We start from the raw sequence: 23,769 nt of genomic DNA, 5'->3' as shown, positions 1-23,769 counted from the left end.
TTCTTAGCGCGGCAACACCGAGGCGCCCATCAGCGCCGCATCGATGGATTGCGCCGCCTGACGGCCTTCACGGATTGCCCAGACCACCAGCGATTGCCCGCGCCGTACGTCGCCAGCCGTGTAAAGCTTGTCGATGCTGGTCCGGTAATCCTTGTCATCCGCTGCAACCGAACGGTTACCACGGCGATCCGCTCGCATCTCGAGCGAACCTGCCAGCTCCTTGACTATCCCATCCTCGAACGGACCAGAAAAACCGATGGCGATGAAGGCCAGATCGGCCTTGATGAAAAATTCGGTACCGGCGATCGGCTTGCGTGCCTCATCGACCTCACAGCACTTGACATGCGTCAACGTGCCATTTTCTCCAATGAATTCAAGCGTTGCCACCTGGAATTCGCGGTCGGCGCCTTCGGCTTGGGAGGAAGATGTGCGCATCTTTGTCGCCCAATATGGCCAGACGCTGAGCTTGTCTTCCTTCTCTGGAGGCTGTGGGCGAATGTCGAGCTGCGTGACCTTCACCGCACCCTGGCGGAACGCCGTGCCGACGCAATCGGATGCCGTATCGCCACCGCCGACAACCACCACGTGCTTTCCCGAGGCAACGATCGGGTCGCTCGGCCAGGCAACGGATTCGATATTCTCGCGGCCAATGCGGCGGTTCTGCTGGACCAGATAGTGCATGGCGTCGTGAACGCCTTCGAACTCGCCGCCAGGAATACCCGCAGGACGCGGCGTTTCCGCTCCGCCGCAGTAAAGCACGGCGTCATAGGTATCGATAAGCTCTTGAATTGGCTTGTCTATCCCGACATTAACCCCACAGAAGAACGTAACGCCTTCGCCCTCCATCTGGGTAACACGGCGATCGATGAAGTGCTTCTCCATCTTGAAATCAGGGATACCGTAGCGAAGCAAACCGCCCGCCCTGCTCTCGCGTTCATAGACATGAACCTCATGTCCGGCCCGCCCAAGCTGCTGTGCCGCCGCCAATCCTGCTGGCCCCGAACCGATGACCGCGACGGTCCTCCCGGTCTTCGAAACAGCCGGCTGCGGAATGATAAAGCCCTTTTCATAGGCCTTGTCGGCGATTGCCTGCTCTACCGTCTTGATGGAAACCGGCACATCTTCGAGGTTGAGCGTGCAGGCCTCTTCACATGGCGCTGGACAGATTCTGCCGGTAAATTCAGGGAAATTGTTGGTGGAATGCAGGTTTCTGATCGCCTCATCCCAATTGTCGTTGTAGACGAGATCATTCCAGTCCGGAATCTGATTGTGGATCGGGCAACCCGTCGGGCCATGGCAAAACGGGATCCCGCAATCCATGCAGCGTGCAGCCTGCTTTTTGACCTCGCCGTCCGACATGGGAATGGTGAATTCCCTGAAATGCCGTATGCGATCCGACGCGGGCTGATACTTGCCGACCTGCCGGTCGATCTCGAGAAAACCTGTAACCTTACCCATAAAACTGTTCCCATGCTGAGCGTCGCCGCGGCAACGCTCCAAGCGTAAAGCATTGATATTATTCGGCTGCGACACCCATCCGCATGCGCTCCATGTCTTCGAGCGCGCGACGATACTCGACCGGCATGACTTTAACGAATTTCGGCCGGAAGGTTTCCCAGTTGTCGAGAATTTCCTTCGCCCGACCCGAACCCGTGTAGTGCATATGGTTTGAGATCAGCTGTACCAGACGCTCTTCATCGTGACGGGTCATATTGCCCGAAACATCGACGCGTCCCTTGTGCGCGAGATCGCCGCCGTGATGATGCAGCTTCTCGAGGATGTCGTCCTCCTCTGGAACCGGTTCGAGCTCGACCATTGCCATGTTGCAGCGCTGAGCGAAATCGCCTGCTTCATCAAGCACATAGGCAACACCGCCTGACATGCCCGCCGCAAAGTTGCGCCCGGTCTGGCCGATAACGACGACGACGCCGCCGGTCATGTACTCGCAGCCATGATCGCCTGTACCTTCGACGACAGCGATGGCGCCAGAGTTGCGCACGGCGAAGCGTTCGCCGGCCACGCCGCGGAAATAGGCCTCGCCCTCGATAGCACCATAAAGCACGGTATTGCCCACGATGATCGAGTCTTCCGGAACGATTTTTGTGTTCTCCGGCGGACGAATGACGATGCGGCCACCGCAGAGGCCCTTGCCGACATAGTCGTTGCCGTCGCCGATCAGTTCGAACGAAATGCCGCGCGCGAGAAACGCCCCGAAGGATTGTCCAGCAGTGCCGGTGAACTTGACGGAGATCGTATCTTCTTTCAGGCCCTTATGGCGGTAACGCTTGGCGACTTCACCCGACAGCATCGCGCCGGCGGAACGATCGACGTTCTTGATACCCATCTCGATCTTGACCGGAATCTTGGTTTCGAGCGCGGTCTTCGCCTGCTCGATCAGCTTGCGGTCAAGAATATCGACGATCGGGTGGTCTCTGCCGTTCGGTCCAGCGTGTCTTCTCCTCAGGCGCCTCCGGCTTATGGAAAATGCGTGTGAAATCAAGACCCTTGGCTTTCCAGTGATCGATCATCTCACGCTTTTCGAGAAGCTCGGCCTTGCCGACAATCTCTTCAAGCTTGGTGTAGCCCATCTCTGCAAGGAACTGCCGCACCTCTTCCGCCATATAGAAGAAGAAGTTGATGACATGTTCCGGGGTACCCTTGAAGCGCTTGCGCAGGACAGGATCCTGCGTCGCGACACCGACCGGACAGGTGTTGAGATGGCACTTGCGCATCAGGATACAGCCCGTTGCGATCAAGGGAGCCGTGGAGAAGCCGAACTCGTCGGCGCCCAGCAGCGCACCGATGATGACGTCGCGGCCAGTCCGCAAACCACCATCCACCTGAAGGGCGATGCGCGAGCGAAGACCATTCAGCACCAGCGTTTGCTGTGTTTCAGCCAGCCCCATTTCCCATGGACTGCCCGCATGCTTGAGTGATGTCAGCGGCGACGCGCCCGTTCCACCGTCATAACCGGAAATCGTGATGTGATCGGCACGCGCCTTGGCAACACCAGCCGCGACAGTTCCGACGCCGACTTCCGAAACGAGCTTGACTGAGACATCCGCTTCCGGATTGACGTTTTTCAGATCGTAGATCAGCTGCGCCAGATCCTCGATGGAATAGATGTCATGATGTGGCGGCGGGGAAATCAGACCGACACCCGGGGTGGAGTGACGGGTCTTGGCGACAGTCGCATCGACCTTGTGACCGGGAAGCTGACCGCCCTCGCCGGGCTTGGCGCCCTGCGCGACCTTGATCTGCATCATATCGGAGTTGACGAGATATTCCGTCGTCACGCCGAATCGGCCGGACGCTACCTGCTTGATCGCCGAGCGCTCGGGATTTGGCTTGCCATCGGGGAGCGGATAGAAGCGATCCGGCTCCTCGCCGCCCTCGCCGGTGTTCGACTTGCCGCCGATCCGGTTCATGGCAATGGCCAGCGTCGTATGCGCCTCGCGGCTGATCGAACCAAAGGACATGGCCCCGGTCGAGAACCGCTTGACGATGTCCTTGGCAGGCTCGACCTGATCGATCGGGATAGGCTTGCGGCCAATATCCGACGCCATCTTGATCTTGAACAGGCCGCGGATCGTCTGTGCCTGCGCCGACTGGCTGTTCACCATGTCGGAATATTCCTTGAACGTCGCCGGCGATTCAGTCCGCACGGCGTGCTGGAGCTTTGCTACAGCGTCGGGCGACCACAGATGCGCCTCGCCGCGGATGCGGTAGGCATATTCGCCGCCCACTTCCAGCGTGCTCATCAGCACGGGATCATTGCCGAACGCGTCGCGGTGCCGGCGAACGGTTTCCTCCGCAACCTCTTCAAGACCCACACCTTCGATCATGGTAGCGGTCCCGAAGAAGTACCGGTCAACAAATTCCGACTTTAGACCGACCGCATCGAATATCTGCGCACCGCAATAGGACTGGTATGTGGAAATGCCCATCTTGGACATGACCTTCAAAATGCCCTTGCCAATCGACTTGATGTAACGCGCGACGATCTCGCGCGAGTCGACTTCCGGCGGAAACTCGCCGCGCTTGTGCATGTCGAGCAGCGTGTCGAATGCCAGATAGGGATTGATCGCTTCCGCACCATAGCCGGCAAGGCAGCAGAAATGATGCACTTCACGCGGCTCACCGGATTCGACCACAAGGCCTACCGATGTGCGCAAGCCTTTGCGGATCAGATGGTGATGGACTGCGGCGACAGCCAGCAACGCGGGGATCGGGATGCGATCCGGTCCCACCTGACGGTCAGACAGGATAATGATGTTATAACCGCCATGCACTGCTGCTTCAGCGCGGTCGCAAAGCCGCTCGACAGCACCGGCCATGCCTGCCGCGCCTTCTTCGACGTTATAGGCGGTGTCCAGCGTCTTGGTGTCGAAGCGATCTTCCGTGTGACCAATCGAACGTATCTTTTCCAGATCGCCATTGGTCAGGATCGGCTGGCGCACCTCAAGCCGCTTGCGGCGTGATGTGCCCACCAGATCGAAGATGTTCGGACGCGGCCCAATGAAGGACACGAGGCTCATCACCAGCTCCTCACGGATCGGATCGATCGGCGGGTTGGTGACCTGCGCAAAGTTCTGCTTGAAATAGGTGTAAAGCATCTTCGACTTGTCAGACATCGCCGAGATCGGTGTGTCCGTACCCATCGAACCAATGGCTTCCTGGCCCGTAGTCGCCATAGGCGCCATCAGGATGCGCGTGTCTTCCTGGGTGTAGCCGAAAGCCTGCTGGCGATCGAGAAGACTGACATCCTTGCGCAGCGCGCGTGGTTCCACCGGGCTCAATTCTTCCAGAATGAGCTGCGTGTTCTTCAGCCACTGCTTGTAAGGATGGCGGTTGGCGATCTCCGACTTGATCGTGTCATCTGAAACGATCTCGCCCTTTTCCATGTCGATCAGCAGCATGCGGCCTGGCTGCAGCCGCCACTTCTTGACGATCTTCTCTTCCGGTACCGGCAGAACACCGGCTTCCGATGCCATGATCACAAAATCATCATCGGTGACGAGATAGCGCGCCGGGCGCAGTCCGTTGCGGTCGAGAGTTGCGCCAATCTGGCGGCCGTCAGTGAAGGCAACTGCTGCCGGACCATCCCATGGCTCCATGAGTGCCGCATGATACTCGTAGAACGCCTTGCGGTCATCGGCCATAAGCTTGTTGCCGGACCATGCTTCCGGGATCAGCATCATCATCGAATGGGCAAGCGAGTACCCGCCCTGGAACAGGAACTCCAATGCGTTATCGAAACATGCTGTGTCCGACTGGCCTTCATAGGAGATGGGCCAGAGCTTGGAAATATCGTTGCCAAAGTACTCGCTGTCGACCGAAGCCTGCCGTGCCGCCATCCAGTTGACGTTGCCGCGCAGCGTATTGATTTCGCCGTTATGCGCCACCATGCGATAGGGGTGCGCGAGCTTCCATGACGGAAACGTGTTCGTGGAAAACCGCTGATGCACCAGCGCCACCGCGCTTTCGAACCGCGGATCCTTAAGGTCCTTGTAATAGGCGCCGACCTGGTAAGCGAGGAACATGCCCTTGTAGACGATCGTGCGCGCCGACATGGAAACGACGTAGAAATCACTCTCCCTGCCGCCATTCTCCTGATAGATCCGGTTCGAGATCACCTTGCGCAGAACGTAGAGGCGGCCTTCGAAATCCTCGTTGGTTTCGATGCTGGGGTTGCGGCCGATGAAGACCTGCCGGTGGAACGGCTCTGTCGCGGCAATGTGGGGTGCTTTGGACAAGGATGAGTTGTCGACGGGAACATCGCGGAAGCCGATAAGCGATTGCCCTTCAGAAGCGATAACTTCGCTGATCACCGCCTCGATGTGCGCGCGCTCTTCAGGGTCCTGCGGCATGAACAGATAACCGACGGCATAATGGTTGACCGGAGGAAGCTCGACGCCTTTTTCAGCCCAGTCGGCACGGAAGAAGGCATCCGGGATCTGTACGAGCAGCCCGGCACCATCGCCCATCAAGGGATCCGCGCCCACAGCGCCGCGATGTGTGAGGTTCTCGAGCATGAACAGCCCGTCCTCGATGACCTTGTGCGACTTGACGCCCTTCATATGCGCGATGAAGCCGACGCCACATGCGTCATGTTCGTTGCGTGGATCATAAAGGCCTTGTCGGGCAGGAAAACCTGACGATTTATTGGTTTTGACCGCACGATTCTGTACGGCCTGAGCGAGTTCAGTCGTTACAGATGGCGTCAAATCCGACATCGTCAATTCCTCCGTTTGGCGCCCTCGGCGGGCGGTAATATCTCCTGCCGCGCCACGCGTCTCTTGGACGCGTAAAGGACGCGGCAGCATTCTAATTTTGCGGATAGTCCTTTTCAAAAACCGTTTCGGTTTTTGGGATTATCCGCAGGAGACGGAATACCATAATTCCAGTCCCGCTTCATGCGGCATATCTTCCGGTGCGGGTTGCGGTCACCATTATAAGGACGGAAGCGCCTGCTCACCATCCTCGTTTTCAGTTCGCACAAATAGGACAGCAATGCTGTCTTATTATCGTATGCCAGAATTATTCCAAACAAACAAGATGGAAAAGCAAAAAATATCTGCATTCCACGAAATATCATTGCGCAAAACGCTTCGAAAGTATGCTGTTAGTTTCAAAACATGCGGCTTCCCCTAAAAGTAGAGGGAGAAACAGCCACTTCCACATGGATAGCGTGTCCAGCTCCCTTTTCACCAGCAGACGAAAGGCGTATGCGTTTGCGCGTCAGAGCCCGTTTGGAAAGTCGCTGCGGCGAGACATATGACGTGGTTTTCGAGAACCGGAGCGCAGCCTACATATAGTACGTGAGCACCGGAAGCGCAGAATACCACGTCAGATGACCGCCGCAGTAGATTTTCGAGACGGGCTCTCAGTGGAAAATCGTAAGGTCGATCATGCATTTTGCTTCCGATAATTGGGCCGGAGCCCACCCGAAGATTGCCGAGAGTTTGAGCAAACATGCGGATGGCTTTGCCGCCGCCTATGGCACAAGTGACCTCGACAAAGCGGTCGCGCAGACGTTCAACGAGATATTCGAGCGAGACGTTGCCGTTTTTTTCGTTGGCACCGGCACGGCCGCAAATTCACTGGCGCAGGCAACGATTGCAAAGCCCGGCGGCGTTACATTCGCCCATCGAGAGGCTCATCTCATCGAAGATGAGGGTGGCGCCCCAGGTTTCCTCACCGGCGGTGCGCGTTTTCAGGCGATCGACGGCGCCGTCGGCCTCATCCATATCGACAATTTGAAAGGAGCGATAAAAGGCTTCGCGCCCGGCAACGTGCATGCTGGCCAGCCGATGGGCGTCTCGATCACCCAGTCCAGTGAAATCGGTACACTGTATGAATTGAGCGAGATTGCAGCCATTTCAAGCCTTTGCCGCGAAAATGGCCTGCCACTGCACATGGACGGCGCGCGCTTTGCCAATGCGCTCGTGTCGCTCGGCTGTTCGCCTGCAGACATGACCTGGCGTCAGGGCGTTGAAATACTCTCCTTCGGAGGCACCAAAAATGGCTGCTGGTGCGCCGAGGCACTTGTATTCATGGACCCGGCCCATGCGAGAGAAATGCCGTTCATCCGCAAGCGGTCCGCACAGCTTTTCTCCAAGTCCCGTTTCATAGCCGCTCAGTTCGAGGCGTATTTTGCAGATGGGTTATGGCTGGAGCTTGCCGCCCATGCCAATGCAATGGCAGCGCGTCTTGCCGATCATATTGAAGCGTCGAAGAAATTGCGGCTCGCCTGGCAACCTCGCGCAAACGAAGTCTTCGCAATCATGGCCAGAGAGACTTCTACAAGACTGCACGAGGCCGGCGCTGTCTTTTACGACTGGAAGCCGCCGCATTCTGAAAGAAATCTGGTCGCGGAAAACGAAACGCTTGTGCGGCTCGTCACCAGCTTTGCCACGACCCCGGAAGAAATAGACCGGTTTGGCGACCTGATCGCATAAAAAAGCGGCGCATTGCTGCGCCGCCTTTCTCATTCGTACACCACCGCTTAATTCGCGGCTTTCGCCTCGATCTGCTTGGCTTCCTTGTCGGACAAGGAAGTGACGGCGATCTTGCGCGGCTTCATCTCCTCCGGAATTTCGCGCTTGAGTTCAATGTGCAGAAGGCCGTTTTTCAGGCTTGCACCACTGACTTCGACGAAATCGGCAAGATGGAAGCGGCGCTCGAAAGCACGCGAGGCGATACCGCGGTAAAGCGTTTCAGCCCTTTCATCAGACTTCTCTGCAGCCTTCTCGCCCGTCACCTTGAGCTGGTTGCGATGTGCCTCGATCTGGATCTCGTCCTCCGAGAACCCGGCAACAGCAATGGTGATGAGATAGGTGCTATCGCCAGTCCGCTCGATATTATAGGGCGGATAGGTCTGGGCACCTTCTGGCTGGGCCAGACTGTCGAGAATGGTGAAAAGCCGGTCAAAACCGACGGTTGAACGATAGAGTGGGGAAAAATCAACGTGACGCATGTTTAAGCCCTCCTTTAGAGCGACAATGTTTGCGTGTTTTGGCTCTCGGTAGAACTCCCTTTGTGGCAAGTTCCGTCGAACCAGCGACCCCGATAATGGCGGTCACGGAAATTATCTGGTTAGCCCCGCGGCGGATTTCAAGAGGTTACAAAGTGTGGCTGTGGATGAACGCAAAATGAACATCATCTTCGGAATACGTTCACGTGGATGTGACTATAAATGCACCAAGGTTGGAAACGAACCGATACTACAAAGGATACGATAATGAAGAAAACCGTCCTCGCACTTACCGCTGCGGCACTTCTCGTGACTGGGTTTGCTGCTTCGGCAATGGCCGACAGCCGCTACTACCGCGGTGACGCGGCTGCCGAATATCTTGACGACAGCGGTGGCGCCGATGGCTATCTGGTTCAGGAACGCCGCTACTATGATGGCGAGAGCCGCCGCTACTATCGCGATGATCGTCGCGAACGGTTCGGCCCCCGCGACGTAGCGCGCATGCTTGAACGCCGTGGTTACCGGGTCCGTGACGTTGACTTCGAGCGCGGGCGTTATTTCGTGCGTGCCGCACGTCGTGGCAATCCGGTCCTCGTCGTCGTTTCGCGCGATGGAGATATTCTGGAAACCCGCCGCATGGGCGGTGATCGTTATCGTGATCGTCGCGAAAGCGGTTTCAGCATCGAGATAAACCCGGCTTACTGAGTATAAGAGCCGAATTCGTTCCGGGTGTAACGTCCCTTCCATCCGGAATGAACTGACCGGAAGCTCTCAGGCGAGTTTCCGGTCATTCTTTTTTCTAGAGCATCCCAGGAAAAGTGGGAACCGGTTTTCCATCCAGGATTGCGTAAAACAAAGAGTTGGAGCAGTTCCGCGATTCGAAGAAAAACGGAAATGCTCTAAGTGCGGTTTGACCTTTGCAGCACCACATTTTATCACAGGCAGAGACTATTGGCGGCGAGGGATTGACCAGACCAAATGATCAGACCGCTTGTCGAAACTTCATCCAATCCCATCCCGTCCGGCACACGCGTTGATTCGCTCAATCTTCGCGACGGCAAGGAACTCCGTTATACGATCACCCCGGCCAGTGCCCAGCCTGTGCAAGGCACAGTCATCGTCCTGCACGGCCGCAACGAGTGCATCGAGAAATATTTCGAGACCATCCGCGATATCGCCAACCGCGGTTTTACAGTTGCGACGTTCGACTGGCGCGGTCAGGGCGCATCCAGCCGGCTCCTGCAAAATGCCGCAAAAGGTTATGTGAAAAGCTTTGACGACTACGCTGCGGATTTCGAGCAATTGTTCGAAGAGGTCCTCTTGCCCGACTGCCGCGGCCCATTCTACATCCTCGCTCATTCCACCGGAGCACTTGCGGCTCTCTTGGCCGCCCCGGCCCTTTCGAATCGCATCCGCCGGATGGTATTGATCGCGCCGCTATTGGATATCACTGGCAGCCGCGCCAGAAAGGCGATTGCGCGGGTTGGCGCGAGCACACTTCGTTATGCAGGACTTGGTCGGGCTTACATGCTGGGCGGTCCGCATCAGATAAAGCCTTTTGACTTCAATGAAGTAACGTCCGATGCGGCGCGTTACCTGCGCAATTGCGAGATTCTCGAAAACGCGCCAGAACTGGCCATCGGTGGGCCTACGGCAAGCTGGATCGTCGCAGCCGCCAAAGCGATCAAAAAGATCAGTCGGCCGGAATTCATCGAAACGATCCGGATTCCCATACTGATGGTTGCAGCGGGAGCCGACAGCGTCGTCTCCACTCCGGCGATCGAGCGTTATGCCTTGCAACTGCGCAATTCCACATTGCTGACAATAGATGGCGCCAAGCATGAAATCCTTCAGGAGAAGGATTTCTATCGCGAGCAGTTTTTTGCCGCATTCGACGCCTTCATTCCAGGCACTGGTAGCGAGACGGAATAGAACATCAACGGTTGAGCCATTCCAGAGCCTTGGCGTGCAGTTCGGGCGTCGCAGCAGCAACGATATCGCCGGCCTTCTCCGCCGCACCTCCATCCCACGTGGTGATCACACCACCGGCCTTTTCGATGATCGGAACAAGGGCCACAATGTCATAGGGATGCAGGCCGGTCTCGACGACGAGATCTACGAATCCCGCGGCCAGCATCGCATAGGCATAGCAATCCGTGCCGTAGCGCGCGAGCCGCACGCTTTGTTCGACACGATCATAGGCGGCGCGCTTCTCATCCTTGAACATCGCGGGCGTGGTCGTAAACAGCGTTGCCTCGGAAAGTTCGGTCGTTTTCCGCGTTTCGAGGCGGCGAATACCACCCGGCCCCTCATACCAGGAAGCGTCGCCGTCACACATGAACAGCTCATTGGTAAACGGTTGGGCCATGAGCCCCGCCACCGCATCGCCATCGATGGTGAGACCGGCCAATGTTCCCCATACAGGAATACCGGAAATGAAGGCGCGGGTACCATCGATCGGATCGATCACCCAGACGTGCGAGTGATCGAGGTTTTCGCCGCCAAACTCTTCGCCGAGAATGCCATGATCGGGAAAACTGGCATTGATCAGTTTGCGAATCGCCTTTTCAGCCTCTCGGTCAGCCTCTGTAACGGGGTCAAAACCTGTCTGATATTTGTTGTCGATGAGCGAAATCGTGCGGAATCGCGGCAATGTTTGCTCCGCTGCGACACCGGCGATTTGCTTCAAGAAGGAAAGTTCAATGACCAAAATAGCTCCTTGCGATTAAAATATCCTCATTTTCTTGCTACGCCGGCGAATTTATTGCATTTTTTTTAGGCAACTAACAATTGTGCCCAAAAAAACACACAAAACACTTGACATTTGTGCGGCGCAGCATAGATTGATACATGGACAGGGCGACCTGTCTATGCCCTCCTTGGGCGTTTCCTCCCTAGACTTGGGCCGCGCTTACGCGCGGTCTTTTTTTGTTTAAGATCCTGGTGAAGCGCTATTCGGCAGCAAGCGGTGTATCCAGGAAATAGAAATCCGGCAGCGAAACGAGATCCCGTAGAAAAAGTGCAATATCCCGTTGCAGCTGATCGAAGCCTGCCTTCTTTTCGTAGCTGTGTTCGTTGAGGTAAAGACCACGATTGACCTCGATCTGCAGAGTATGAAACTTCTTGAGTGGCCGCCCGTAATGCTCGGTAATATAGCCGCCGGCATAGGGTTTGTTGTGGGCCACCACATAGCCCATCTCCCGAAGCAGCTGGATCGCCGCGTTTGCGAGCTCGGGCGCACAACTCGTACCAAATCTGTCACCGATGATGAAATCCGGGCGCATGCCGCTTTCTGGAAAACGAATGCCTGTCGGCATCGAATGACAATCAACAAGGACGCCATAGCCAAAGCGTTCGCGTGTTGTGACGAGAGTATCTCCAAGGAGCGTGTGATACGGCCTGTAGATCGTTTCGATACGGCTCAGCGCTTCTACGATGTGAAGCTTGTGCGTATAGATTTCCTGCCCTTCGCCTACGAGGCGCGGAATTGTCCCCAGACCGCCCGCAACCCGGGCGGAATGCCCGTTGGCGTATGAAGGCAGCGGTTCGAAAAACATTTTGGCATCGAGTTCGTAAGGCTCGCGGTTCACATCGAGATAGGCACGAGGAAAATGTGCCACCATCAAGGGGGCGCCGATCATGACTGCCGAGGCAAACAGCTGGTCGACGAAGCAATCTTCCGAACGCCGGATCGTGTGCGGATCGAGTTGCGATTGTTGCAGGAAGGCCGCAGGATAATATCGTCCGCTATGGGGTGAATTGAAAACGAACGGAATGCGTTGATCGGACGGTTGCCGCAATTCATAAGGCGGGCTGTCAGGAAAATCACGCTCGGCCGTCATCGCTCACTTCGAAGGTTCACTACTGTTTATGGTACCACTCTAGATCAAGTTTTCTCCAGATGGAATTGACCAACGGTCCACCATGACCAACTTTCTGACGTATGCAAGTTACACCTGTTGGGGTGCTTTTCCCGCGAAACGGTACCTCGACTTTTGCAGCGTTCACGCTTATTTCTAGCAAATCATTCACGCGATCTTTACCAAAAAAGCGTTTCTTGAATCGTGATGGACGCTGATCTGGGGATGATCGGGTGCTAACCAATTCGGACGGACTGATGAAGAGAATCCTTCTTGCGGAAGATGACAATGATATGCGGCGCTTTCTGGTCAAGGCGCTGGAGAAAGCGGGATATCACGTCACGCATTTCGACAATGGCGCCAGCGCCTATGATCGATTGCGCGAAGAGCCGTTTTCACTGCTTCTGACCGATATCGTCATGCCGGAAATGGACGGTATCGAGTTGGCGCGCCGCGCTTCGGAAATCGATCCCGACCTGAAGATCATGTTCATCACCGGCTTTGCTGCCGTGGCGCTCAATGCCGATTCGAAAGCTCCGAAAGACGCCAAGGTGCTTTCCAAGCCCTTCCACCTGCGCGATCTTGTCAATGAAATCGAGAAAATGCTCGTCGCAGCCTGATAGGCAGCGGCATTCGTTCCTTCTTGTGAAGAAAGCCTGATTAGTTCTCCCCACAGCTATTGACGGAGCCAATTCAATATGGTGTATGCGCCCGTCAGATGGGCGTGTAGCTCAGCGGGAGAGCACTACGTTGACATCGTAGGGGTCACAGGTTCAATCCCTGTCACGCCCACCATCTGAACCACAACATTACCGACTACTCGCAGCCAACGATCCGCGAAGTTCGGTTGCTATTGAGGTGTCAAAGAACGGGCCGCGCCGGTAGCCTACATTTCGCTTGTAAAAGGCATGAAGTCGAAACGCCCTTCGCGCTCTAGCAGGATGTGTTCGCAATAGCGGTCGATCGCCTCAGCGGGTTCGGAAAGAATGCGCATGTTCTCGATATCCGCATCCTTGATATGGTAGATCACACCGTCCTGCTGGGTTTCGTTGTTCTTGACGAAGAACACGTCGCCCTCGCGCCCGGCAGGGTTGGGGCCCGCCGCCATGAACATCATGAAGCTGATATAGGCATGCTTGCGATCGAACGGCGTCGGTACAATGCCAAGACGTTCCTCCAGCCAGGGAATGTATTTCTTTTTGTAACCGCGGAAATTCCCCAGATAGCCATCCCAGGATTGCCATGCATTGATGCTTCTAGGCAGCAAGCGTCTGTAAATTCCGACAGTCGGACTATCAGGAATATTCAAACCCATAAAGCGCGTATAATAGGCCTCTCGGATCGGCCGTGGCAGGCTTAGTTGACGCTGCTCAGCGTGATTCGGTCTACCGTCGCGCTTGGTGAGCCAAGCGGTCAAATCTTCGATATTGTCTTGGTAGTCCGGGTCGGAAGGATTATTTCCCCAGAAATTGCGTTCAAGGAGAATCACTTTGCCGCGCACTTCAAGACCCATATTGAGATAGAAGGGCGCAAACTCACTTCGACCTTCGACCCGCACAAACAGCGGCCCGCCCGCCATCAATAGTGCGCCTGTGCGCGGCTGGTGCTTGCAGGTCAATTCGAACAGCCACTCCTTGCCTTTGGCAATCGGCGTGTAGTAATCTGGCGCCAAATCGTCAGTTCGTCTAAAAATTGTGTCCGTGACCCTAGTAGAAAACGAGGAGGCCTGCATCCAGCAAGCAACAACTTCTGTATGCTTATTACCCTTTAGAAAATCCGCCTGCGAAATATACGCATAAACCATTAGCGGCGCTCCTTCGCCCATGTTTCAATTTGTTTTATAAATTCGCTCTCTATCCTTTGCTGCTGCTTACCGAGCCAATCGCTATAATCTAGATTAATCTGTTTGTCTTTATACTTTATCCACGGCTTGTCGGATTTTGCACCGTACCGCCCTTCGCCGTCTTGCGGGTATCCAGTTCACTTCTTTATATGTTTAACGAGTAATTCATGGATTACCTCAGCTTTTAATCGCAAACTCATCCACGACAGCGATGAATATTCTACCCAAGGGTCCATTTGTCTTAGGAAGCTTCTCAATATCAAGAATGAAATCTTCTATGAGACTAATGACTATCGAGTCCAATGTAGTGGATTTTTGTTTAATCCAACCTTCCAAATCTAAATCATCCAGCCAATTACACATTTCATCTGGGGAGGAAACTTCGTTGTTCAACCCGAACCAACTATCGCGTTGAAATTCTCGTTCCGAAAAGCGGTGAAACAATTCAATGATGCGTTTGTCCCAGTTTTTTATCATGAGGATGTAAACTTGAACTCTGAAAAAGGAATGTGAGCCGCGGGTTGGTGCTATTTACCGGATTTCCGTGTACATCGACAACTTGACCATTCCGAGATCTTACAACATAAGGTTCGCGTTGTGCCGCATAGCCGGTTGCTGGATCATCCAATCGCCTAACCAACACTTGGTCATACCGGGTATCTCGCGTTATAATTTTCTTTGCTGGATTGGCAAACAAGGAGTCAATCGCGTCCACCGGCGGTCTCCCCCACAGGTCCGGAATTGTTGACGCCTGAACCAATCAACGGGCAAGGTGCCGCCAGCCTTACTGTCAAGCTTTGTCGTCTTCTTCCGTCTGAAGATACTCGTCTATCCAGACCTGTTTGATCCAAGCGGCCAAGTCTTCCCAGGATTCATCTGAATAGCCATTGTGGGACCAAAATCGAACCCGCCCATCCGGCACGATGCAGTAAAAATCGCCATTGTCGTAACAGATCGGCAACCAGTCCGCAGGAACGCCAACTTGTTTGGCGGCCACAATGTTCTCCTTCAAATCTTGAGCAAGAAATATCGGGTCTGTACTGGTCGTTAAGTAGAGAGGCTCCATGAGCCCATAGCTAACATTGCTGGCTTTTTTCAAGAAAACCTTATAGTCCTCAGGAAAGGTAAAACCGGTTTCGCGCTCATATTGTGCAATCAATGCATCGTCAGGCAGGGGCACCCGGGAAATCTCACCCTTGGACAGCGTTTTTAGTTCAGCCAGTACGGTATTCAGATCGTATGTCGGCATTGTCATCCTCCATTTGGCACCAGGAAATCGTTTGCCCTGTTTCGCCAATATTGCTTGCGCCAATACTTAAATTTGGCACGGTCGATATTGGAACGGAAACTCTTATCTGCACCGATATTCAGGACCGAGCCATTCTTCTCGTGGAACGTTCTCGTAACCTCTGCAAGCGGCCCATCCTGTGTCTGCAGCATATGATGCAATTCAATGGATTTGCCATCCGGGCCAATCGGCGCCAAACCCTGTTGCATAGCCCCTTGAGCGAGAATTTGATATTGATGTTCTGGCCGTTCATCAAACGCAGACGGCCGCCGCCGTCGGTCCCCTTCTGCAAGGCAGTGACAACCTTGGTGTCGAGTTTTTGCTGGGCCCAGCATCCGGCCTCGTTGCAATTCCGATAATTGATCTGGGCGACGGATTTGCCGTCGGCGTCGATGAGCAGCCCCGACGGCAAGTAGACGTTCAGCGGGACGAGTGCGGTCAGAAGAAGCTCAGGCGCCTGCTTCTTTTTAGCCAAATCTGGCGCTGTTTTCGCAATAGCCAATGTCAGGACACTGATATCCTTTTCACCCTGCTTGACCTGGGAAACCTGTGCTACTTCGCAATTCGGAACGGTAGCACTATCTGCCGTTTTGACGTCCACACAGCGATAGTACCAGTCGGCATACTGGATCGATCGAACCTGCGGTTCGGCTGCTCGTTGTGTAGCAGTGGACGGGTCGGCCAATGTAGGGGCTTGTTGGGCGAGCGCGGATGGGGTGGTCCAAAGGAAAGCCGAAGCACACAACGCCAGCCCTTGATGTTTGAAAGGCATGTAACATTCTCACTTGCAATATTGACGTTATAAAAATTCGGAGGATCGGAAAGCAGTTCGCAGTAATAACGAATCAACAGCCAAGATTAAGACTCAAGAGTCTACGGTCAATTTGATGTCTGCGTCAAGCAACCGACCACACCACACGATGGATTGCGCGAAACTTCTACCGCACTGGGACAGCCTCATTTTGCTTCGGCACACGGCTGGAGCGCAATGATCCGGTCCAGACATGCCGGCGCCGTGTAGGGCACTGTAGCGACCGTCGCGAGCCGCCGAACCACCAAGTTCTCGGGCACCGCCTCGACGGGCCGGAGAACGATATCGACGTCACGCTTCGCAATGCTCATTATCACGATCTTATGACCACGTGTGTCGCTTGTACCGCCAGATACATCAACCTACGTAATCGGTGGCATTGCCCTGTTGCCGTTTAGGTGTAGCCTCCGGAACAATTCCAACCCTTCGGCGGAGATTCGAGATGCAGCTTGGTATGATTGGACTGGGGCGTATGGGCAGTAACATGGCGCAGCGCCTGATGAAGCATGGCCACGATTGTGTGGTTTACGACACGCGCGCCGAGAGCATGGTGGAGTTGCAGAGCCTCGGCGCCAAGGGCAGCACGTCGCTGCAGGAATTTGTCTCGACGCTGACAAAGCCGCGCGCGGTCTGGCTGATGTTGCCGGCCGCAGTTGTCGACAAGGTTCTGGCGCAATTGGTGCCGCTGCTCGACAAGGACGACATCGTCATCGATGGCGGCAATTCCTACTACCACGATGACATCCGCCGCAGCGGCGAGCTGAAATCCGACGGCATACACTATGTGGATGTCGGCACGAGCGGCGGTATATTTGGCTTTGAACGCGGCTATTGCCTGATGATCGGCGGCGAAAAGGATATCGTTCAACACCTCTCGCCGATCTTTGCCGCTCTTGCTCCTGGCAAAGGCAGTGTATCCGAAACACCGAGCCGTCTGGAGAACCCGGTCGCCGGCAGCACGGCCGATCAGGGTTACTTGCATTGCGGCCCGCACGGTGCCGGGCATTTTGTGAAGATGGTCCACAATGGCATCGAATACGGATTGATGGCTGCCTATGCGGAAGGTCTCAACATTCTGCGCAATGCGGATATCGGCATGCGCTCGCATGAGGTCGATGCTGAAACGACGCCGTTGCAGCATCCCGAGCACTATCAGTACGAGTTCAACCTGCCCGACATTGCCGAAGTATGGCGTCGCGGCAGCGTCGTCAGTTCCTGGCTTCTCGACCTCACAGCCGATGCATTGCATGGCGACCCGGCGCTCGCGGGCTATGAGGGGCGCGTCTCGGATTCGGGCGAAGGCCGCTGGACTGTCATGGCCGCGATCGACGAGGCCGTACCGACGCCGGTTCTCAGCGCTGCCCTGCAGGAACGCTTCTCTTCGCGCGGCAATGCCGACTTCGCCAACAAGATCCTGTCCGCCATGCGACGTGAATTTGGCGGACACGTGGAAAAACAGGCGCCGAAACCGGCTGGGTAATCCCGCCCGCCGGACGCCTGTGCATACAGGAGTGTACAAAGTCATGGATATGAAAATGCTGAAATCAACCCTTCCGATACTGGCTGTGGCCGCTGGCGTGGCGATGGCGCTACCGCTGCAGGCCAGCGCTCAAAGCATGATGAAGAAGGGCCAGTCAACCATGACGACGAAGGCGTCGAATCGGGCCAATGTCCGCGGAACGATCGAGAGTTTCAACGGCACATCCATCGTGGTGAAGACGCGCGAGGGACCGGATGCAACTGTCACCTTGAGTGATGGCTGGGTCGTCGGCGGCGTCACCAAGGCGTCGCTAGATGACATCAAGAAGGGCGATTTCGTCGGGATATCCAACGTGCCCAAAAGTGAAGGTGGCAATAGCGCGCTTGAGGTGGTGATCTTTCCGGCTGCGCTCAAGGGCACAGGTGAAGGCGACCGCCCATGGGATTTGAAGCCGAATAGCAGCATGACAAACGCCACAGTCGCCGATGCGGTCAAGGACGTCGATGGCCGCACCCTCACGGTCACCTATCGTGGCGGCGAAAAGAAGATTGCTGTTCCTGACGGCACGCCGATCGTCACCCTTGCACAGGCCACAAAGGACGATCTCAAGCCGGGCGCTACCGTCTTTGTCGCTGCCGAGAAGGGCAGCGACGGCACCCTCACCTCAAAACGCGTCATCGTCGGCTCGAACGGTGTCGTTCCGCCCATGTAATCACAAGAAATATCCCGGAAACAGTATTGCTTCCGGGATATGAACTCAATGGTGAGCGTCAACTTCGCTATCGAGATGCGCCATCTGCACTTCGGCATAGCGCGTCCCGGCAGCGGCGCCTTTCGGCACGGCATTCTCGATAGCACCCAGGTCTTCGCTTGTAAGCTTGATGTCGAGGGCACCCAGCGCCTCACTCAACCGGTCGCGCCGTCGCGCACCGATCACCGGTATGATGTCCTCGCCCTGCGCCGCGACCCAGGCAATGGCGATCTGCGCCACCGTCACACCCTTGCTAGCCGCAATTTTCTGCAGCGCCTCGACCAGAGCCAGGTTCTTGTCGACATTGTCGCCCTGGAACCTTGGGCTGTGCGTGCGAAAATCGCCAGGACCCGTATTACCCTTTGTCCAGTGTCCGCTGATGAGACCGCGTGAAAGCACGCCGTAAGCGGTGATTCCGATCCCGAGCTCACGGCAGGTCTCGAGAATACCATCTTCGATGCCACGCGAAATCAGCGAATACTCGATCTGCAGGTCGACGATCGGGTGGACGGCCGCAGCCTTCCGGATGGTTGCCGAACCAACCTCGGACAGCCCAATATGTTTGACGTACCCAGCCTTGACCATGTCGGCGATCGCACCAACCGTATCTTCGATCGGTACATTGGGATCGAGCCTCGCCGGCCGATATATGTCGATATAGTCGACGCCCAGGCGTTGCAGTGAATAGGCGAGAAAATTCTTGGTCGCCTGAGGCCTCGCGTCAAAGCCGGACCAACCGCCTGCGGGATCGCGAAGTCCGCCATATTTGACGCTGATGATAACGTCTTCACGCTTCTTGCCCTTCAGGGCCTCTGCGATCAGCATTTCATTGTGGCCTTGACCGTAGAAATCCCCGGTGTCGAGAAGATTGATCCCTGCATCGAACGAAGCGTGGATTGTCGCGATACTTTCGGCGCGATCGGAGGGTCCATAAATACCCGACATGCCCATGCAGCCGAGACCGATTTCGGAAACGCGCGGTCCGGTTTTTCCAAGTTGACGATATTGCATATTCTAACTCCGGTTTTTCAACGTTCCTGATCAATATAAAACAGCTATGTTTGTGCGATAATCCTGTCTATTATGCACGGGTTGTTCGGAAAAATGCACAATGAACGAACCTGACCTGTCGGACCTTGGTGCCTTGGTAGCTGTCGCGCATACGCGCAGTTTCCGCGCGGCGGCCGCGCTTCGCGGTGTGTCGGCATCCTCTTTGAGCGAAGCCATCCGCCGGCTGGAAGCGCGTGTCGGCGTCCGCCTTCTCAACCGCACGACACGCAGCGTCACACCAACCGAAGCCGGGACGCAGCTGCTCGAACGCCTTGACCCGGCGCTGGGCGAGATTGCCGGAGCGCTCGATGCTCTCAACAATTTTCGCGACAGCCCTACCGGCACGCTCAAGCTCAATGTGCCGGTCATCGTGGCGCAAAAGATCCTGCCGCCTATCATCAACCGGTTCCTTGCCGCACATCCCGGAATCACGCTGGAGATCTGGGCGATTGACACTTTCATCGATGTGTTGGCGGCAGGCTTCGATGCCGGGATCCGCTACGACGAAAGTATCGAGCGCGATATGATCGCAATCCCGATAGGCCCCCGCACCCAGCGCTTCATGGTCGCGGCAGCACCATCGTACCTTGCCAAAAACGGCGGGCTCGAGCATCCACGCGATCTCATCCATCACGCTTGCATACGACACCGATTTGCCAGCGGCGTGGTTCCAAATTGGGAATTCGAGCGAAACGGCAAGCTGATCAAAATCACGCCAAAAGGCCCGCTTATTGCCTCGACTGCAGACATCGGCATTGGCGCTGCCATTGCCGGTATCGGGCTGATCTATACATTTGAGGAATACTTGAGCCCGGCGATCGCCAGCGGCGAGCTTGTCCCTGTGCTTGGCCCCTGGTGGCAGAGTTTTACGGGTCCGCGCCTCTACTATCCGAGCCGCCGGCATATGCCGGCACCGCTTCGAGCCTTTGTGGACTTCATCAAGAATACGGAACATCCGCAAGTTCAATCCTAGATCTCTTGCATCCACCGGGCGACTATGCGATGACGCGCGCTCCCAATTCGAGGCGGTGCTTTGCCCCGCCCTTCACAGATTCTCGGCCTATCAATTTCCGGTACAAAAGGAGCGCTGCCATGGCTCAGGCGCTGGGTTTCGACTTTGGCACGACAAATACGGTCATGGCCTTGGCCGATGGGTCCTCGACCCGCTCGCTGGCCTTCACCAGCGCAGCCGGCACCGCCGACAGCATGCGAACCGCCTTGTCGTTCATGAAAGATCCCCTTGCAGGCGCATCCGCCTTGAAAGTCGAGGCGGGACATGCCGCAATTCGCCAGTTCATCGACCATCCCAGCGAATGCCGTTTTCTGCAATCCATCAAGACTTTTGCCGCAAGTGCGCTATTCCAGGGCACTTTGATCTTCGCCAAACGCCAGACTTTCGAAGACCTGATGGAAATATTCCTGCGGCGCCTCAAGGTCTATGCAGACGGCAACTGGCCTTCGGACATCACGCGCGTGGTCACCGGACGCCCCGTACATTTTGCCGGTGCAAATCCAGATCCGGCGCTGGCGACCGAGCGCTACAACGAAGCATTGACGCGCTTTGGATTTCCGGAAATCCACTTCGTCTATGAGCCGGTCGCGGCAGCATTCTACTTCGCGCAAAATCTCAAATCCGACGCGACGGTGCTCGTTGCGGATTTCGGTGGCGGCACGACCGACTATTCGATCATTCGCTTCGAAACATCGGCCGGAAAGCTCAGCGCGACACCAATCGGCCATTCTGGCGTAGGCGTTGCCGGCGACCATTTCGATTATCGCATGATCGACCAGATCGTCGCGCCGCAAATCGGCAAAGGCAGCCTGTTTCGAAGCTTCGACAAGACTCTCGAAGTCCCCGCCTCGTGGTATGCGAATTTCGGCCGCTGGAACCAGCTTTCGATCTTCAAGACCTCCCGCGAGTTTGCCGCGTTGAAGAAGCTCGTCCGTGACAGTCTTGAGCCTGAGAAGCTGGAGCTTTTTGTGGACCTCGTCGATCACGACGAAGGGTATCCACTCTATCAGGCCGTGTCCGCCACCAAGATTGCGTTATCATCGGCAGACGAAGCGGCGTTTGACTTTGCACCGCTTGGGCGCGGCGGTCACAAGACTATCGGTCGATCCGACTTCGAAAGCTGGATTGCCAGCGATCTGGCACGTATCGAAGGCGCGCTTGACGATGTGCTCGAAAAGACCAAGACCTCGCCTGCACAGATCGACAAGATATTCCTTACCGGAGGTACATCCTTCGTTCCGGCAGTCCGTCGCATTTTTACCGAGCGATTCGACCATGATCGAATCGAGAGCGGCGGCGAACTCCTGTCGATCGCTCACGGCCTCGCCCTTATTGGCGAGCGCGACGACATCCAGCAGTGGACCGCTTAGTTTCAAATTCTTGAGGGATGACAATACGGTCGCAAGGGTCTATCGAACAGTTTCAAGAATGCGTTGGAAACGGGACTATGAAAGAAGCGGTTACGCTCAAGCAACTGACGGCGGCCATCGGAACTGAAATCGGCTGTTCGGAATGGCGCGTCGTCAGCCAGGACATGATCAATCTGTTCGCTGACGCAACCGATGATCATCAGTTCATTCATACCGATCCGGAACGCGCCGCGGAAACGCCGTTTGGCGGCACTATCGCCCATGGTTTTCTGACGATCTCGCTGCTGTCGACATTGGCCTATGAGGCGCTCCCGATGATCGAAGGCGCGACCATGGGCATCAATTACGGTTTCGACAAAGTGCGCTTCATGGCGCCGGTAAGATCCGACAAGCGTGTACGCGCGCGCTTCAAGCTCGTGGATGCCGATATCCGCCCTTCGGGCCGTGTTCTCAACAATTATGAAGTAACGCTCGAGATCGAAAACTCCCTCAAACCCGCGCTGGTCGCCAATTGGCTGACCATCGCGGTTCTGGAACATCCGCCGGAAATGGACTGAACCGGCTTCAAATGAAGGCGCCGGCTGCATCAAGCGGCGCACCGCTTTCCCGATAGGTTGTCACAAGATCCCTGAATTCGAACGGGCCCTGCACGAACATCCCCATATCGTAAGGGTTGCGGATTTGTGCGCCCTTCAGAAACAACAAATGCATCTTGAAGAAATTGGCCTTCGCACGCGCATAGCGCGTAGTACTGTGAATATTCTTGAAACGGACTTGCCGGATAATCGGTTGGTCGAGCGGGGCTATTCCAAGGGCAGCTGCGGGATCGGACTTATAGAAATGAATGATATCGGTAACGGACTGAAACTCGGCCCAAAGCACCGGCGTTTCCTGGAAGACGACCCTTGCATCTTCGCGCAAGCTCGTCGCTCGCGGGTGAAAGGCTATCATCAGCAGGCATGAGCCTGCCGCCAGCAGCGACACAGGCTTTTGTTTTAGAAGTTGCGGGTTGCTGCGCCAGACATCGGCTATGGCTTCCACCGCAGGAACCGTCCCAAGGCTATGCGCGACGATTACAACCTCGTCGGCATCACTCGTTTGCAATTTACGCTCGAGATGGTCCGCAAACTCCCGTCTACGTTGCAACAGGCTTGGATTGCGATGGTGAATACGATCGGATGCGGCGGTCCAATCATCAAGCAGATATGAGAAGAACACCTTGTCGCCTGGCCAACGGACCAGAAGCCGGCCGAACAGCAATGCCAGCGGAATCGTCCAGATCATATGTAGGGCGTTGAACCCGCCTAACAGTGGCAACAGCCCAAGACAGATTGTGACCAGCGCAATGAAACAGGCGAAGGCAAACGGCCACAGGAAGAAGATGCAAAACCGCCAGCTCGTCCGCAGGTAGCGAAAAAACGTACCACTCAAAATAATATCGAGGAATGCCATGAGCCCCGTGGCAAATCGCGTCGCCACGTTTCTCGCGGCGTAGGCATCGAAAATATCGGCGCTGCCGTACTGGCAGAATTCCGTTTCGGTCTGCCAGTTTGCGCCGGTGGTTTCGATATGCATCGAAGCGATGTTCGGTCCTTCGGCGAGCATCGGCTCGGTCTTGGTCTTCGCGTGCCAGAGGCGGCTGAAGTCGGCAGAGCTGTTCAAGTATCGGCCGCGCACCTTGTCAGGATGCAACCCTTCATAGCCGGTAAAATTGATAACCAGACGCTTTCTAACAGCCATCACGATTCTCTATGCGAAGAGACCGCGTAACTGCAGCCACCGGGCATCTCATTGGGGCGAACGGCGGCGCAATTGTGGTGGACCGTCC

General features: G+C 55.8%; 21 protein-coding genes, 1 tRNA gene and 1 pseudogene. 10 read left to right on the top strand and 13 right to left on the bottom strand.

Translation table 11 applies throughout. The features are described 5' to 3' along the window. Positions 1–3: 3 nt before the first annotated feature. Positions 4–1,458 carry a glutamate synthase subunit beta gene (locus N8E88_RS22015; RefSeq protein WP_262292452.1) on the bottom strand — a complete coding sequence of 485 codons (1,455 nt, stop codon included), beginning with the start codon at positions 1,456–1,458 and terminating at the stop codon, positions 4–6. Between the two features lie 58 nt (positions 1,459–1,516). After that, positions 1,517–6,236 (bottom strand): annotated as a pseudogene (gltB, locus tag N8E88_RS22010) (glutamate synthase large subunit). A gap of 675 nt (positions 6,237–6,911) precedes the next feature. On the opposite strand from gltB, the gene N8E88_RS22005 reads away from it, so the two are divergent. Next, positions 6,912–7,961 carry a threonine aldolase family protein gene (locus N8E88_RS22005; RefSeq protein ID WP_262292451.1) on the top strand — a complete coding sequence of 350 codons (1,050 nt, stop codon included), beginning with the start codon at positions 6,912–6,914 and terminating at the stop codon, positions 7,959–7,961. Between the two features lie 47 nt (positions 7,962–8,008). Here N8E88_RS22005 and N8E88_RS22000 read toward each other — a convergent pair whose 3' ends face one another. After that, a complete protein-coding gene (locus N8E88_RS22000) occupies positions 8,009–8,479 on the bottom strand; it encodes an Hsp20 family protein (RefSeq protein WP_262292450.1) in 471 nt (156 codons plus the stop codon). Positions 8,480–8,743: 264 nt separating this feature from the next. On the opposite strand from N8E88_RS22000, the gene N8E88_RS21995 reads away from it, so the two are divergent. Both N8E88_RS21995 and N8E88_RS21990 read left to right on the top strand, forming a co-directional pair. Beyond that, positions 8,744–9,181 carry an antifreeze protein gene (locus tag N8E88_RS21995; protein WP_262292449.1) on the top strand — a complete coding sequence of 146 codons (438 nt, stop codon included), beginning with the start codon at positions 8,744–8,746 and terminating at the stop codon, positions 9,179–9,181. Positions 9,182–9,454: 273 nt separating this feature from the next. Beyond that, positions 9,455–10,408 carry an alpha/beta fold hydrolase gene (locus N8E88_RS21990; RefSeq protein ID WP_262292448.1) on the top strand — a complete coding sequence of 318 codons (954 nt, stop codon included), beginning with the start codon at positions 9,455–9,457 and terminating at the stop codon, positions 10,406–10,408. Positions 10,409–10,412: 4 nt separating this feature from the next. On the opposite strand, the gene hisN is transcribed toward N8E88_RS21990, so the two are convergent. Both hisN and N8E88_RS21980 read right to left on the bottom strand, forming a co-directional pair. Next, positions 10,413–11,186, bottom strand: coding sequence for a histidinol-phosphatase (hisN, locus tag N8E88_RS21985; RefSeq protein ID WP_262292447.1), 774 nt, complete (start codon positions 11,184–11,186; stop codon positions 10,413–10,415). 241 nt (positions 11,187–11,427) lie between these two features. Beyond that, a complete protein-coding gene (locus N8E88_RS21980) occupies positions 11,428–12,318 on the bottom strand; it encodes an N-formylglutamate amidohydrolase (protein ID WP_262292446.1) in 891 nt (296 codons plus the stop codon). Positions 12,319–12,593: 275 nt separating this feature from the next. On the opposite strand from N8E88_RS21980, the gene cpdR reads away from it, so the two are divergent. Together cpdR and N8E88_RS21970 are read left to right on the top strand one after the other, a co-directional pair. Continuing rightward, the gene (gene cpdR, locus N8E88_RS21975; RefSeq protein ID WP_008124673.1) at positions 12,594–12,956 is read left to right on the top strand and encodes a cell cycle two-component system response regulator CpdR; all 363 of its coding nucleotides are present in this window, start codon (positions 12,594–12,596) and stop codon (positions 12,954–12,956) included. 100 nt (positions 12,957–13,056) lie between these two features. Beyond that, a tRNA-Val gene (locus N8E88_RS21970) sits at positions 13,057–13,131 on the top strand. Between the two features lie 91 nt (positions 13,132–13,222). Here N8E88_RS21970 and N8E88_RS21965 read toward each other — a convergent pair. The 6 genes from N8E88_RS21965 to N8E88_RS21940 all read right to left on the bottom strand — a co-directional run bounded on the left by N8E88_RS21965 (position 13,223) and on the right by N8E88_RS21940 (position 16,589). Beyond that, entirely contained in the window at positions 13,223–14,140 is a 918-nt protein-coding gene (locus N8E88_RS21965; protein ID WP_262292445.1) for a hypothetical protein, read from the bottom strand. Positions 14,141–14,356: 216 nt separating this feature from the next. After that, the gene (locus tag N8E88_RS21960; protein WP_262292444.1) at positions 14,357–14,656 is read right to left on the bottom strand and encodes a hypothetical protein; all 300 of its coding nucleotides are present in this window, start codon (positions 14,654–14,656) and stop codon (positions 14,357–14,359) included. 313 nt (positions 14,657–14,969) lie between these two features. Then, on the bottom strand, positions 14,970–15,428 hold the full coding sequence (locus tag N8E88_RS21955) for an SMI1/KNR4 family protein (protein ID WP_262292443.1): 459 nt from the start codon (positions 15,426–15,428) through the stop codon (positions 14,970–14,972). A gap of 2 nt (positions 15,429–15,430) precedes the next feature. After that, positions 15,431–15,619 (bottom strand): HNH/ENDO VII family nuclease, encoded by a 189-nt coding sequence (locus tag N8E88_RS21950; RefSeq protein ID WP_262292442.1) that lies wholly within the window; start codon positions 15,617–15,619, stop codon positions 15,431–15,433. Next, on the bottom strand, positions 15,547–16,239 hold the full coding sequence (locus N8E88_RS21945) for an invasion associated locus B family protein (RefSeq protein ID WP_262292441.1): 693 nt from the start codon (positions 16,237–16,239) through the stop codon (positions 15,547–15,549). Before N8E88_RS21945 ends, N8E88_RS21950 begins: the two co-directional genes overlap by 73 nt. Before the next feature lie 185 nt (positions 16,240–16,424). Continuing rightward, on the bottom strand, positions 16,425–16,589 hold the full coding sequence (locus N8E88_RS21940; RefSeq protein WP_262292440.1) for a hypothetical protein: 165 nt from the start codon (positions 16,587–16,589) through the stop codon (positions 16,425–16,427). A gap of 131 nt (positions 16,590–16,720) precedes the next feature. Here N8E88_RS21940 and gnd point away from each other — a divergent pair, with 131 nt between their 5' ends. Next, positions 16,721–17,758, top strand: a complete 1,038-nt coding sequence (gene gnd / locus N8E88_RS21935; protein ID WP_262292439.1) for a phosphogluconate dehydrogenase (NAD(+)-dependent, decarboxylating) — start codon at positions 16,721–16,723, stop codon at positions 17,756–17,758. Between the two features lie 55 nt (positions 17,759–17,813). Beyond that, positions 17,814–18,470 carry a hypothetical protein gene (locus tag N8E88_RS21930; RefSeq protein ID WP_410010601.1) on the top strand — a complete coding sequence of 219 codons (657 nt, stop codon included), beginning with the start codon at positions 17,814–17,816 and terminating at the stop codon, positions 18,468–18,470. 45 nt (positions 18,471–18,515) lie between these two features. On the opposite strand, the gene N8E88_RS21925 is transcribed toward N8E88_RS21930, so the two are convergent. After that, a complete protein-coding gene (locus N8E88_RS21925) occupies positions 18,516–19,520 on the bottom strand; it encodes an aldo/keto reductase (protein WP_262292438.1) in 1,005 nt (334 codons plus the stop codon). A gap of 100 nt (positions 19,521–19,620) precedes the next feature. Between N8E88_RS21925 and N8E88_RS21920 the strand changes: the two genes are divergently transcribed. The 3 genes from N8E88_RS21920 (at position 19,621) to N8E88_RS21910 (ending at position 22,498) form a co-directional block, all read left to right on the top strand. Beyond that, the gene (locus tag N8E88_RS21920) at positions 19,621–20,532 is read left to right on the top strand and encodes a LysR family transcriptional regulator (protein WP_262292437.1); all 912 of its coding nucleotides are present in this window, start codon (positions 19,621–19,623) and stop codon (positions 20,530–20,532) included. A gap of 119 nt (positions 20,533–20,651) precedes the next feature. Further along, on the top strand, positions 20,652–21,941 hold the full coding sequence (locus tag N8E88_RS21915; protein ID WP_262292436.1) for an Hsp70 family protein: 1,290 nt from the start codon (positions 20,652–20,654) through the stop codon (positions 21,939–21,941). Positions 21,942–22,018: 77 nt separating this feature from the next. Beyond that, positions 22,019–22,498: a MaoC family dehydratase gene (locus tag N8E88_RS21910; RefSeq protein WP_262292435.1), complete on the top strand. Its 480-nt coding sequence runs from the start codon at positions 22,019–22,021 to the stop codon at positions 22,496–22,498. Between the two features lie 7 nt (positions 22,499–22,505). Here the strand turns inward: N8E88_RS21910 and N8E88_RS21905 are convergent, their stop codons facing one another. Beyond that, complete coding sequence (locus tag N8E88_RS21905) at positions 22,506–23,681, bottom strand: lipase family protein (RefSeq protein WP_262295478.1); 1,176 nt, start codon at positions 23,679–23,681, stop codon at positions 22,506–22,508. Positions 23,682–23,769 lie beyond the last annotated feature (88 nt).

The organism is Phyllobacterium zundukense (assembly GCF_025452195.1).
Lineage (GTDB): Bacteria > Pseudomonadota > Alphaproteobacteria > Rhizobiales > Rhizobiaceae > Phyllobacterium > Phyllobacterium zundukense_A.
Note: the sequence above shows the minus strand (reverse complement) of the source record. Positions and strands in the feature narration are given on the sequence as shown.

What these genes read in the sequence shown, in the direction of transcription:
- cpdR (WP_008124673.1), top strand. Translation starts at nt 12,594, where the DNA reads ATGAAGAGAATCCTTCTTGCGGAAGATGACAATGATATGCGGCGCTTT.
- N8E88_RS21915 (WP_262292436.1), top strand. Translation starts at nt 20,652, where the DNA reads ATGGCTCAGGCGCTGGGTTTCGACTTTGGCACGACAAATACGGTCATG.
- N8E88_RS21920 (WP_262292437.1), top strand. Translation starts at nt 19,621, where the DNA reads ATGAACGAACCTGACCTGTCGGACCTTGGTGCCTTGGTAGCTGTCGCG.
- N8E88_RS22005 (WP_262292451.1), top strand. Translation starts at nt 6,912, where the DNA reads ATGCATTTTGCTTCCGATAATTGGGCCGGAGCCCACCCGAAGATTGCC.
- N8E88_RS21955 (WP_262292443.1), bottom strand. Translation starts at nt 15,428, where the DNA reads ATGCCGACATACGATCTGAATACCGTACTGGCTGAACTAAAAACGCTG.
- N8E88_RS21910 (WP_262292435.1), top strand. Translation starts at nt 22,019, where the DNA reads ATGAAAGAAGCGGTTACGCTCAAGCAACTGACGGCGGCCATCGGAACT.
- N8E88_RS21930 (WP_410010601.1), top strand. Translation starts at nt 17,814, where the DNA reads ATGCTGAAATCAACCCTTCCGATACTGGCTGTGGCCGCTGGCGTGGCG.
- N8E88_RS21905 (WP_262295478.1), bottom strand. Translation starts at nt 23,681, where the DNA reads ATGGCTGTTAGAAAGCGTCTGGTTATCAATTTTACCGGCTATGAAGGG.
- N8E88_RS22000 (WP_262292450.1), bottom strand. Translation starts at nt 8,479, where the DNA reads ATGCGTCACGTTGATTTTTCCCCACTCTATCGTTCAACCGTCGGTTTT.
- gnd (WP_262292439.1), top strand. Translation starts at nt 16,721, where the DNA reads ATGCAGCTTGGTATGATTGGACTGGGGCGTATGGGCAGTAACATGGCG.
- N8E88_RS21990 (WP_262292448.1), top strand. Translation starts at nt 9,455, where the DNA reads ATGATCAGACCGCTTGTCGAAACTTCATCCAATCCCATCCCGTCCGGC.
- N8E88_RS21940 (WP_262292440.1), bottom strand. Translation starts at nt 16,589, where the DNA reads ATGAGCATTGCGAAGCGTGACGTCGATATCGTTCTCCGGCCCGTCGAG.
- N8E88_RS22015 (WP_262292452.1), bottom strand. Translation starts at nt 1,458, where the DNA reads ATGGGTAAGGTTACAGGTTTTCTCGAGATCGACCGGCAGGTCGGCAAG.
- N8E88_RS21925 (WP_262292438.1), bottom strand. Translation starts at nt 19,520, where the DNA reads ATGCAATATCGTCAACTTGGAAAAACCGGACCGCGCGTTTCCGAAATC.
- N8E88_RS21945 (WP_262292441.1), bottom strand. Translation starts at nt 16,239, where the DNA reads ATGCCTTTCAAACATCAAGGGCTGGCGTTGTGTGCTTCGGCTTTCCTT.
- N8E88_RS21950 (WP_262292442.1), bottom strand. Translation starts at nt 15,619, where the DNA reads ATGCTGCAGACACAGGATGGGCCGCTTGCAGAGGTTACGAGAACGTTC.
- N8E88_RS21960 (WP_262292444.1), bottom strand. Translation starts at nt 14,656, where the DNA reads ATGATAAAAAACTGGGACAAACGCATCATTGAATTGTTTCACCGCTTT.
- N8E88_RS21995 (WP_262292449.1), top strand. Translation starts at nt 8,744, where the DNA reads ATGAAGAAAACCGTCCTCGCACTTACCGCTGCGGCACTTCTCGTGACT.
- N8E88_RS21980 (WP_262292446.1), bottom strand. Translation starts at nt 12,318, where the DNA reads ATGACGGCCGAGCGTGATTTTCCTGACAGCCCGCCTTATGAATTGCGG.
- N8E88_RS21965 (WP_262292445.1), bottom strand. Translation starts at nt 14,140, where the DNA reads ATGGTTTATGCGTATATTTCGCAGGCGGATTTTCTAAAGGGTAATAAG.